General features: G+C 39.8%; 13 protein-coding genes and 1 other annotated feature. All 13 genes read right to left on the bottom strand.

From position 1 onward, the window contains the following. Window positions 1-960: uracil-xanthine permease family protein (locus AC1DRF_RS10140; RefSeq protein WP_477740679.1), on the bottom strand; the 960-nt coding region annotated here is incomplete at its 3' end. 156 nt (window positions 961-1,116) lie between these two features. Beyond that, on the bottom strand, window positions 1,117-1,659 hold the full coding sequence (pyrR, locus tag AC1DRF_RS10135) for a bifunctional pyr operon transcriptional regulator/uracil phosphoribosyltransferase PyrR (RefSeq protein WP_258357458.1): 543 nt from the start codon (window positions 1,657-1,659) through the stop codon (window positions 1,117-1,119). A 191-nt stretch (window positions 1,660-1,850) separates the two neighbouring features. Continuing rightward, window positions 1,851-2,765, bottom strand: a complete 915-nt coding sequence (locus AC1DRF_RS10130; RefSeq protein ID WP_013058941.1) for an RluA family pseudouridine synthase — start codon at window positions 2,763-2,765, stop codon at window positions 1,851-1,853. Then, on the bottom strand, window positions 2,762-3,229 hold the full coding sequence (gene lspA / locus AC1DRF_RS10125) for a signal peptidase II (protein WP_013084844.1): 468 nt from the start codon (window positions 3,227-3,229) through the stop codon (window positions 2,762-2,764). Before lspA ends, AC1DRF_RS10130 begins: the two co-directional genes overlap by 4 nt. An 80-nt stretch (window positions 3,230-3,309) precedes the next feature. Further along, a complete protein-coding gene (locus AC1DRF_RS10120) occupies window positions 3,310-3,597 on the bottom strand; it encodes a conjugal transfer protein TraR (protein ID WP_013084845.1) in 288 nt (95 codons plus the stop codon). Between the two features lie 170 nt (window positions 3,598-3,767). Further along, on the bottom strand, window positions 3,768-6,533 hold the full coding sequence (gene ileS, locus AC1DRF_RS10115; RefSeq protein ID WP_477740678.1) for an isoleucine--tRNA ligase: 2,766 nt from the start codon (window positions 6,531-6,533) through the stop codon (window positions 3,768-3,770). A gap of 70 nt (window positions 6,534-6,603) precedes the next feature. Next, window positions 6,604-6,824: a binding site (T-box leader), on the bottom strand. Window positions 6,825-6,893: 69 nt separating this feature from the next. Next, window positions 6,894-7,388 (bottom strand): DivIVA domain-containing protein, encoded by a 495-nt coding sequence (locus tag AC1DRF_RS10110; RefSeq protein ID WP_013058945.1) that lies wholly within the window; start codon window positions 7,386-7,388, stop codon window positions 6,894-6,896. An 84-nt stretch (window positions 7,389-7,472) separates the two neighbouring features. After that, a complete protein-coding gene (locus AC1DRF_RS10105) occupies window positions 7,473-8,246 on the bottom strand; it encodes a YlmH family RNA-binding protein (RefSeq protein WP_427075236.1) in 774 nt (257 codons plus the stop codon). 50 nt (window positions 8,247-8,296) lie between these two features. After that, window positions 8,297-8,566 (bottom strand): YggT family protein, encoded by a 270-nt coding sequence (locus AC1DRF_RS10100; protein WP_014458382.1) that lies wholly within the window; start codon window positions 8,564-8,566, stop codon window positions 8,297-8,299. A gap of 3 nt (window positions 8,567-8,569) precedes the next feature. After that, the gene (locus tag AC1DRF_RS10095) at window positions 8,570-9,037 is read right to left on the bottom strand and encodes a cell division protein SepF (RefSeq protein WP_028410770.1); all 468 of its coding nucleotides are present in this window, start codon (window positions 9,035-9,037) and stop codon (window positions 8,570-8,572) included. Window positions 9,038-9,053: 16 nt separating this feature from the next. Then, window positions 9,054-9,737 (bottom strand): YggS family pyridoxal phosphate-dependent enzyme, encoded by a 684-nt coding sequence (locus AC1DRF_RS10090; protein ID WP_097824527.1) that lies wholly within the window; start codon window positions 9,735-9,737, stop codon window positions 9,054-9,056. A 7-nt stretch (window positions 9,738-9,744) separates the two neighbouring features. After that, window positions 9,745-10,566, bottom strand: a complete 822-nt coding sequence (pgeF, locus tag AC1DRF_RS10085) for a peptidoglycan editing factor PgeF (protein WP_097824528.1) — start codon at window positions 10,564-10,566, stop codon at window positions 9,745-9,747. 74 nt (window positions 10,567-10,640) lie between these two features. After that, complete coding sequence (locus AC1DRF_RS10080) at window positions 10,641-10,895, bottom strand: YlmC/YmxH family sporulation protein (RefSeq protein ID WP_013058951.1); 255 nt, start codon at window positions 10,893-10,895, stop codon at window positions 10,641-10,643. Window positions 10,896-11,080 lie beyond the last annotated feature (185 nt).

The raw sequence follows: 11,080 nt of genomic DNA, 5'->3' as shown, positions 1-11,080 counted from the left end.
GAAGACTGCTGCTCCTGCTATCACAAATACGCTAAGCACCTTTGTGATGGCTAACACTCCGATGTTCTCACCGTATGTTGTATTTGGCGGTCCGCCGATCAGCGCAGCAAGCATAGTTGCTACTCCGTCTCCTAAAATCGATCTGTGCAGCCCTGGCTTTTCAATATAGTTTCGATCCACAATCTTATTTAAGACGAGAATGTGTCCGATATGTTCTGAGAGCGTTACGACTGCTACAGGTACCATGATAAGCACAATCCCTAATGAAATGGACGGCGTGTATGTGACGAACGGCACGTAGAAGTGAGGTACTTCAATCCACTCTGCTTTCACTACCTTTGAAAAGTCTACCAATCCTTGTGTATAAGCGAAGATGTATCCGCCGATAATTCCCATCAGTACCGGAATCAGGCTGATAATGTTTTTAAAGAAGATTGAGCAAGCAACTGTTATCGCTAGTGTCACAAGCGCAACCATCAGGTAAGTTAAGCTGTAATTTCCTTTTGCATCGTTCATAGCCATGCCTACTGCTGTATTAGCCAGTCCTAAGCCTATAACCATAATAACTGGTCCTACTACAACCGGAGGAAGCAGCTTCATAATCCAATTGATTCCTGTTCCTTTTATAATCAAAGCAACAATTCCATAAACAAGTCCGGCTAAGAAACAACCAACCATCGTTTCTTCAGGTCCAAACGAAGCTTTGGCGAAAATGATTGGCGTGATGAACGCGAACGATGAACCAAGATAAGAAGGAATTTGACCTCTTGTAATGAGCAGGAAAGCAAGCGTTCCTACCCCGCTTGAAATCAAAGCAATTGCCGGGCTGAACCCGACTAGGAACGGCACTAACACCGTCGACCCAAACATTGCAAACAAATGCTGCAGACTCAATGTTAACCAATTTATTGCTTTTGGTTTATCATGTATATCAAGTACAAAATCTCGTTGTTGACTCATATGTTTTTCCTCCTATCACTATTAAAAAACCTCTTTACGCAGAGGCAAAGAGGTTTTCAGCATACAAGGAAGACGCTATACCGCAGTATAGTTTTCCTTGTATAGTGACCCCCCTTTTGCAGCCTCACGGGACTACCATTTAAAAGGGTATATAATTTATTTTTCGTAAATAGACACGTGGTCTTTTTCGTCTACTTCCATTAAATGCACCGCAATTTTTTCACTTTTAGCTGTCGGTACGTTTTTGCCAACGTAGTCTGCTCGAATCGGCAGCTCGCGGTGCCCTCTATCCACTAAGACAGCCAGCTGAATGAGTTCAGGTCGGCCGATATCAATCAGTGCATCAAGTGCTGCTCGAACCGTACGGCCCGTATATAACACATCGTCTACTAAGATGACGTTCTTATTTGCAATATTTGTCGGAATATCTGATCCTTTTACGAGAGGCTCATCATTGCTTGTCACTTTCGATAAATCATCTCGGTAAAGCGTGATGTCTAGTTCTCCGACTGGCAATGTATTTCCTTCAATTTGTGCAATTCGTTCTGCTAAACGTTTTGCGATATAAATACCTCGCGTTTTAATCCCCACTAGCACACAATTTTCGATTCCTTTATTCTTTTCAATAATCTCATGTGCAATTCGAGTTAAAGCGCGGCGAATAGCCTGTTCGTCAAGTACGGTAGCTTTTACGTTCACTGTTTTTCACCTCAAGTTGTTGACATAAAAAAATCCTCTTGCCTTGAGGCAAGAGGATTTGGTTTTAGACATATTTCTTCAAAAAGGCTATAAATATGCCTTTTCTGCACCGTTTCCTTCTCAGCCTCTCTGGACTGTTCTTAAAGGTTCTTATTAAGTTAATACAAGTATGCCATCACTTATGGCAGTTGTCAACTTCTTTTTTCAATAAGCTCTAGCATCTCATTAAACTCTTTTGGAGCCGGTGCTTCAAATTCCATATATTCATTTGTACGAGGGTGAATAAAGCCTAATACACCTGCATGAAGCGCTTGTCCGTCAATCGGAAGCGTTTTTTTCGGTCCGTACTTCGGATCCCCGGCAAGCGGAAAGCCAATATACTTCATATGAACGCGAATTTGGTGTGTTCGCCCCGTTTCTAGCTTACATTCGACTAGTGAAAAATCTTTAAAACGCTGCAATACAGTAAAGTGTGTCACTGCATCACGACTGTTTTCATCAGTTACCGTCATGCTTTGACGATCTTGCTTATCTCGGCCGATTGGCGCATCAATTGTACCGTGATCGTGCGCAATTACTCCGTGAACGATAGCTTTATAACGACGCGTCACTGTTTTAGCTACAAGCTGACTAACTAGTGATTCATGAGCTAAATCATTTTTTGCAACCATAAGTAAACCGGATGTATCTTTATCAATTCGATGAACGATACCAGGGCGCATAACGCCGTTAATACCCGATAAATCTTTACAGTGAGCCATTAGGCCGTTTACAAGCGTGCCGCTATGATGACCAGGAGCTGGATGTACAACCATGCCGCGAGGTTTATTTACAACAAGCACATCTTGATCTTCATAATAAATATCTAAATCCATTTCTTCCGCTACCACATCAAGCTCTTCTAATTCCGGCACTTCGATAATAATAGCGTCTCCTGTTTTACATTTATAGTTTCCTTTAACGGTTTTATCGTTCACTTTTGCGTGACCTTCTTTAATCCATTGCTGCACTTGTGAACGTGACCATTCTGCATTTACAGTCGAAAGTACTTTATCAATACGTTCTCCCGCTTGTTCTTCATTTATAACTGTTTCAATTACATTCATTCTTTGTGCTCCTTCTTCATTTTCCCTTCAAACAGCGTCATAATAAACATGATGATTACTCCGACGACAAGTGCCGAATCAGCTACGTTAAAAATCGGAAAATCATACGTAAAGATGTATGTATTTACGAAATCAACTACTTCTTTACGGACCACTCGATCAATAAAGTTTCCAATGGCGCCGCCTAACATTAATGCTAGCGCAATACCGAACCATTTATCTTGTTTTTTGAGCTTTTGAATATAAATTATTAAACCGACTACCACAACCACCGTAATGAGATAAAAGAACCACATCTGTCCTTGTAAAATCCCCCACGCGGCTCCTCTGTTACGATGAGAGGTAATGTAAAGAAAGTTTTCAATTACGGTGATGCTTTGTCCATAATACATTTCTTTTACAATCATCCATTTTGTTACCTGATCAATAAGTATAACAGCTAAAGCGATAAGATAATAAAACACAAACGTTTTCCTCCCGCAATAAAATCAAACGAATCCATACTAAAGCATTTTAGCACATAATTCATTTTTTTTCTCGCTTCTCACCATAAAACAAATAAATCTTCATTTGTGCGGGCCGTCGGCATTACTTTTAATTTATGAATAGACATCACTTCGCCAGTTAGTTCATCAATTCCGAACGCACCAACGTCAAGCTTTGCTAACGCGTGTTCTACATCTTTTAAATCGGCTTTAATCATTTCTATTACGTAACGTTCCTTTTCATCTATATAACCAGATTGTTCTGTAGCATATCTCAATAGGCGATCTTGTAATTCTTCTTTAATAAGAGCTAATTCCTGTCCAATGGAAAGATAATTTTCATACATTCAAACGCCTCCTGTGCTGATAAGATGAAGTATTAATGATGTTAGGTTTACCGAGTTTTCCATCGAATCTACAACACAAGTTTTTCCTAAGGCTTTAAATGCTTTATACCATTGTATTTGGGAATTTCGTACAGCAAAAAACACGCCCAAAAAGGACGTGTTTTTGTTAATTACTGCTGAACGTAGTGATTTTTTACAACATCCGCACAGCGTGTACATAAAGTCGGGTGATCTTGATCTTCGCCAACTGTTGGTGATACAACCCAGCAGCGCTCACACTTCTCACCTTCTGCTTTACTTACAACAATTGAAGCATAGCTGAATTTTTGTGCTTCAGCAGGTGCTTCACCTTCTGCTACCTCAAGATCTGAAACGATGAAGAGTTGACCTACATTTTCAGAAATAGATGCTAACAGTTCTTTCGTATCTGCTGTTGGATACAGCGTTAATTTTGCTTCTAAAGACTTACCGATTACTTTTTCATTACGAGCCTGTTCTAGCGCTTTTAATACTTCATCACGAAGCTCCATGAATGCATCCCATTTCTCTACTAATTGATCTGCTCCTTCGATTTCTTGAACCTCTGGCATATCAACTAGCTGCACGCTTTCTTCCGTTACATTTGGAATGTGAACCCATACTTCGTCTGCTGTATGAGAAAGAATTGGAGACACTAATTTCGTTAACGATAATAACGTTTCATAAAGGACCGTTTGAATGCTGCGGCGCTCTACATTATTTTCTGCTTCGATGTACAATACATCTTTTGCAAAGTCTAAGTAGAATGAACTCATATCAATTGTACAGAAATTATGCACTGCGTGATAAATGCTTGAGAATTCAAATGAATCATAAGATTTTTTCACTTTATCAATTAATTTGTTCAGCTTCACAAGCATGTAGCGGTCTACTTCACGAAGGTCTTCAACAGCTACAGCATCAGTTGTTGGATTAAAGTCCGCTAAGTTTCCTAGTAAGAAACGGAACGTGTTGCGGATTTTACGATATACTTCTGCTACTTGTTTTAAAATGTTATCAGATACACGAACATCAGCTTGGTAATCTACAGAAGCTACCCATAAACGTAAAATATCTRCACCTAGTTGTTTCATTACTTTTTCTGGAATTACAACGTTTCCTAATGACTTACTCATTTTGCGACCTTCACCGTCTAAAGCAAATCCGTGGCTAAGTACCCCTTTATAAGGTGCTTCACCCGTTACAGCTACGCTTGTAGAAAGACTTGAATTAAACCAGCCKCGGTATTGGTCAGAACCTTCTAAATACAAATCAGCCGGACGCTGTAAGTCTTCACGTTCTTCAAGAACAGCTTGATGTGAAGAACCAGAGTCAAACCATACGTCCATGATGTCTGTTTCTTTTGTGAAGCGGCCATTTGGGCTTCCTTCATGAGTAAAGCCTTCCGGAAGCAAGTCTTTTGCTTCACGCTCAAACCATACGTTTGATCCATGTTCTCTAAATAGATTTGATACGTGTTCAATTGTTTCATCCGTAATGATTGGCTCATCATTTTCAGCATAAAATACCGGAATCGGAACGCCCCATGCACGTTGACGAGAAATACACCAGTCTCCGCGGTCACGCACCATGTTATAAAGTCGCGTTTCACCCCAAGTAGGTACCCATTTTGTTTTTTCTACTGCTTTTAATAAATCTTCACGGAAATCTTTAATAGACGCAAACCACTGTGCCGTTGCACGGAAAATTGTTGGTTTCTTTGTACGCCAGTCATGTGGGTATGAGTGGGTAATGAAACTTAATTTTAACAGCGCGCCTTCTTCTTCTAGTTTGTCTGTAATCGGCTTATTCGCTTTATCATAGAATAACCCTTCAAATCCTGGTGCTTCATTCGTCATATGACCCTTACTGTCGACTGGACAAAGAACTTCCAAACCGTATTTTTGACCAACGATAAAGTCGTCTTCCCCGTGTCCCGGTGCTGTATGAACACACCCAGTACCAGCATCCGTTGTTACGTGATCGCCAAGAACAACTAATGAATCACGCTTGTAGATTGGATGCTCAGCTACTACACGCTCAAGTTCTGAACCTTTTACCGTACGAAGCGTCTTATAGTCAGCCCATTCAATTTCTTTAGCAACTGTTTCAATCAGTTCAGTTGCCACTACATATTTTGCTCCATCTGCTTCAACTACGCTGTACTGAAGCTCAGGATTGACGGCAATCCCTTGGTTAGCTGGCATTGTCCATGGTGTTGTCGTCCAAATGATGAATTTTTCATCTTGTTCAAGCACACCTTTACCATCTTTTACGTTAAATGCTACGTAAATAGAAGCTGAACGTTTGTCATAGTACTCAATTTCCGCTTCTGCTAAAGCAGATTCACTTGAAGGGGACCAGTACACTGGTTTTAACCCTTTGTAGATGTAGCCTTTTTTCGCCATGTCACCAAACACTTTGATTTGTTGCGCTTCGTACTGCGGCTGAAGCGTTACATATGGATTATCCCAATCTCCGCGTACACCTAAACGCTTGAACTGCTCACGCTGGCCGTTCACTTGTTCCCAAGCATACTGTTCGCAAAGCTTACGGAACTCAGCTACCGTCATTTCTTTGCGGTTTACTTTTTTATTTTTTGTTAAAGCAGTTTCAATTGGCAAACCGTGTGTATCCCAGCCTGGTACATAAGGTGCGCAGAAGCCTGACATCGACTTATAGCGGACGATAAAATCTTTTAAAATTTTATTTAATGCATGTCCCATGTGAATATCGCCATTCGCATATGGAGGTCCATCATGCAGGACAAATAGCGGACGGCCTTCCGTACGTTTTTGTACTTTTTCATAAATATTCATTTCAGCCCACTGTTCTTGCATTTTAGGCTCGCGGTTTGGTAAATTTCCACGCATTGGAAATTCAGTTTTTGGCATCAATAATGTATCTTTATATTCCATGTTTTACCCTCCAAAAAAAACGTAAATTTCATATCTTTTTGTACCATAACAAAAAGACCTCCTCATCCCAAAAAGGGACGAGAAGGCCTCCCGCGGTACCACCCTAGTAGATTTGCTGCACGCAAATCCTCTTTGCATTCGTAACGTGAATAAACCGCCACTGCTTACTATCATCAGTTCAGCAATGGTACTCTAGGGTGATTTTCACTTTTTTGTTTGTTATCGAGCTCACACCATCCTCGATTCGCTTTGACAAACTAAAAAAGCTACTGTCCCTGTCTCCGTACTGTTTGATATGAAATTTCATCTGTTACCAAATTATATGACAACAAAACGTGAGAAGTCAAGATGATGTCTTGACTAGTCAATTTTTTCTTCTAGCGCTGGCATCTCATAATCCATCAACTGATCCCAGTCGTCGCTGTTTAACATTTCAAGCTGTGCTTCGATTAACATTTTGAAACGAGTTCTAAATACTTTAGACTGCTTTTTCGTCTCCTCAATGTCCATCGCAATTTTACGAGACTTAGACAATGCTTCATTAATAATACGGTCCGCATTTTTTTCTGCTTCTTTTATAATGAGCTTCGCTTCTTTTTCAGCGTTTCGCTTCACATCTTCCGCTGCTTCTTGAGCAATTAAAATTGATTTATTTAACGTTTCTTCGATGTTAGTAAAATGTCCAAGACGATCTGTTAATTCAGATACTCTTCCTTCTAACTCCTTTTTATCACGCATGACTAGCTCATAGTCTTTAATTACTTGGTCAAGAAACTCATTTACTTCATCTTCATCATATCCGCGAAACCCGCGATTAAACTCTTTGTTATGAATATCCAAAGGGGTTAAAGGCATCTAGGCCACCTCCGTGTTGTCTCATTACATCATTAGTAATGGTTTATTCGACATATTTTTAAAATTTCCTGCTAGTAGATTTCTTTATTTCTGCTTTCCTACAACAATTCGCCATTTTTCTTTTTTAGTTTTTCCTTCAAGTGAAACGATACGACTTCTGCCGTGACCACGAAGCGACAAAATATCACCTTCATGACATTCAAAAGAAGGCTGTTCAATGACTTTAAAATTTACTTTTACCGCTCCATTTGCAATAAACGGCTGGACTTTTTGTCTTGATAAATTGTGAATGGTCGACAGCAAAACATCAAGCCTCATTGAAGAAACTGTATAAACGTGTTCAATCAGCTCTTCTTTTACCACATGCAGCTGCTCTCTTTGAATAGAAGAAAGTGAAACTTTGGCTTTTCCAATTGATGTTAAATTCATCTCAATATAAGAAGAAATTTCCTCTGCAGCTACAAGCTGAATATCGTCTCCCGCGACCAAAATATCTCCAAATTTTGAACGGCGCAGTCCTAAGGACATCGCCGACCCAAGAACTTGAGGATGTTCAATCGTCACAAACTTTTTAGGATAATTGAGCTCGTACATATGCAACTGAAAATCTTCGCTTTGAGGTACATAGTAATCCGGATATAGCAGCGCGCGCTTGCGTTCAGCAAACGGTTGTCCACCATCAAATAAAACTTGAACCTCTCCTTCAGTCCCGACAATAGCTGTCACAATCTGCTGCTCTCTTGGATCTAAAAAGTCCGTTAATTTTGGGCTGTATTGATGTAAGACATCCTCTTTCCACTGAAGAACCTGGTCAATAAATCCATGTTCTTCTTGCCTAAAATGTTCATAAATAGACATATTATTACTCCTACTATTGGTATGTAAAAAAGGAATCCAGCGATTCCTTTTTAAATAAATCCAACCATACTGTGAAGTGAACGTACACCTGCTTGTGCAAATCGTAGTAAAAAGATTGCAACAAGAGGTGAAATATCAATCATGCCAATAGGCGGAATGATTTTACGAAAAGGCTCTAAGTAAGGCTCACAAATGCTGCCAAGCAGCTGACCAAACTTAGACGCCCTTACATCGGGTACCCAAGACATCAAAATGTAAATAATCAGTGCCCATGAGTAAAGACCAATCAATTGTCCAAGAATCCCAAAAACGATGTCCAAAAACTACCACCTCTTTACGTTTGTTGTATCGTGTTCTCCCATCATATCTGAAATGCTTCCGCTTACGTCTACATTATCAGGTGTACATAAAAAGATGTCGGTTCCAATTTTTTGAATGTCCCCGCCTAAAGCATAAACTGTACCACTTAAAAAGTCGACAATTCTCACTGCTTGATCTCGTTGAATGCGCTGTAAATTCACAACTACGACTTTACGATTTTTTAAATGATCCGTAATTTCTTGTGCTTCGGCATAGACGCGAGGTTCGCAAAGCATCATTTTTGATGATTTTTGAACGCTTTGCAAGCTAATCACATTTTGCTGCTGATTCGGCTGCTGACTAGCTTTCGCTGCTGGTCTCGACTGCTGTACGGGCTCTTCTACCGACTCTTCTTGTTCGTAATGTTCTTCTACATATTCAGTATCGTCATCAAGAGCAAAAAAACTTCTAAAGCGATTTTTCATACTCATCTTGAATTACACCTCCTTAACGTTCATTCCCAACTAACGTGGTTCCTAGTCGAATGAATGTTGCTCCTTCTTCAATTGCAATTGCATAATCGTTTGACATTCCCATTGATAGCTCTGTACACGGTGCATATGGCAAGTTTAGTTCTTGTATGCGACTCTGCAATTTTTTTAGACCTTGAAAACAGCTGCGAAGCGTAGACTCGTCATCTGTGTGAGGAGCCATGGTCATCAATCCGACCACTTGAATATTTGTAAATTCTTCAAGGGATTTAATAAATGGAATTACGTCTTCTACAGCAAGGCCATGCTTGGATTGTTCTTCGGCAACATTAACTTGTACAAAACATTTTATACGATGCCCTGCACGTTTATCAATTTCTTTTGCTAAAGATACTCGGTCTAGTGAATGAATATAGTCAACTTTATCAATCACATTTTTTACTTTTCTTGTTTGTAAGCTTCCGATAAAATGCCAGGTCGCTTTCTCACCGATTGATTCATACTTTTCTAGAAGACCTTCATCCCTGTTTTCTCCAAGATGTAAAATGCCTGCATCCACTGCTTCTGCTGCTCGTTTTGTGGAAACGTATTTTGTTACAGCAATCAGCTCTACATCTTCTCGATTTCGATTAACTTTTTTACACGCTTCAGCAATTGTTTGTTGAACTGCTTCTAGATTTTCACTTACGCTAGCTGTCACTATGTAATTACTCCTCCTTAAAGCCTATGAAGTTAAACATGCGTCCTGTTTTCCCTTGGTCGCGGCGATGTGAGAAGAACAGGTCATCTTCACAGCTTGTACAATACGACGATGTTAAAATTCGTTCCGGCAATACGCCTGCGTTTTGAATCAGCAGCTTATTGACTTTTTTTAAATTAAGCGCGTATTGTCCAGGGCTTACTTCTTGATATCCATTTTGGCCAACTACTTCGTTTACTTGTGTAATGACGCGGTTATCGACAACATAACAGCAATCTTCAATCGAAGGGCCAATCGCCACGTAAATATCTTCAACCGGAACATTTTCTTGCTCTACCCAACGTCGAATCATATTTCCTGCAATATCTTTCACTGTTCCCTTCCACCCGGCATGAGCTAGACCAACTAAATGGTGATCAGGCGCATAGAAGTACAGCGGAACACAATCTGCATAACATAAAGCTAACAAAATATCAGATTCATTTGTATAAATGCCATCCGTTGCTTTTATGCCCTCTTCATACTTGTAGAGTCCTTTTGCACAGTCGGCTTTTGTTACTTTTTGAACAGTTGCTTCATGTACTTGTTCAGCACATACAAAGCTTTCAAAAGACATGTCTAGTTCGGCTGCTAAAATTTTTCTATTTGTAATAACATCTTCTACGTTATCGTTTACGTGAAGCCCTAGGTTAAAAGAAGCAAATGGAGGTTTACTCACGCCACCATTTTTTGTGGTGAAACCAGCAACAAGCATATCATTCTTTTCTACCCAAGGGCTCAGCCACATAAATGACTCGTGATGGCTTTTTTTTAATGGCTCAGGATTCATGTATGTGACACATCCCTTGTTTCATTTCTTCTCACATATTGTACCACAGATTGCTAGGTGCTGTTGACAAAAAACTAATTCTCTTCAGGCTGAAATGCGTCTTTATAACGTACTAAAATGACATCAGAACCAATTTTCACAATATTTTTCCACGGAATCACAATTTCATCATCTTTTCCAAAGAAGCCCAATACACGAGAGCCTCCGATAATGACGGCCTGTATTTTTCCCGTTGTTAAGTCAATATCAATATCCCCTACATTTCCAAGTTTTTTGCCATCAGCTACATTCACTACATCTTTCAGCTGGAATTCTGAAATCTTTAACATGCTCTCTCCTCCTATAGCCAACTTTATTCCTTAGCCTATATATATTTTCAAATTTTGATTTCATGAAGGAAAAGCTTATTTTTTCTCTGCCATTCTCGTTCTATAGGCATTTTGTCCACTAATTACACAGCTTTTCATCAAGAGACATTCTCAACGAGTAGCTAGAAGTCCTCACAGCAATAGGA

The sequence above is a fragment of the Priestia sp. P5_B4 genome, from assembly GCF_056400385.1.
Note: the sequence above shows the minus strand (reverse complement) of the source record. Positions and strands in the feature narration are given on the sequence as shown.

Excerpts from the sequence above, each read along its gene's own strand:
- AC1DRF_RS10080 (WP_013058951.1), bottom strand. The coding sequence starts at position 10,895 with ATGTTAAAGATTTCAGAATTCCAGCTGAAAGATGTAGTGAATGTAGCT.
- AC1DRF_RS10105 (WP_427075236.1), bottom strand. The coding sequence starts at position 8,246 with ATGTCTATTTATGAACATTTTAGGCAAGAAGAACATGGATTTATTGAC.
- AC1DRF_RS10120 (WP_013084845.1), bottom strand. The coding sequence starts at position 3,597 with ATGTATGAAAATTATCTTTCCATTGGACAGGAATTAGCTCTTATTAAA.
- AC1DRF_RS10095 (WP_028410770.1), bottom strand. The coding sequence starts at position 9,037 with ATGAGTATGAAAAATCGCTTTAGAAGTTTTTTTGCTCTTGATGACGAT.
- AC1DRF_RS10130 (WP_013058941.1), bottom strand. The coding sequence starts at position 2,765 with ATGAATGTAATTGAAACAGTTATAAATGAAGAACAAGCGGGAGAACGT.
- AC1DRF_RS10110 (WP_013058945.1), bottom strand. The coding sequence starts at position 7,388 with ATGCCTTTAACCCCTTTGGATATTCATAACAAAGAGTTTAATCGCGGG.
- pgeF (WP_097824528.1), bottom strand. The coding sequence starts at position 10,566 with ATGAATCCTGAGCCATTAAAAAAAAGCCATCACGAGTCATTTATGTGG.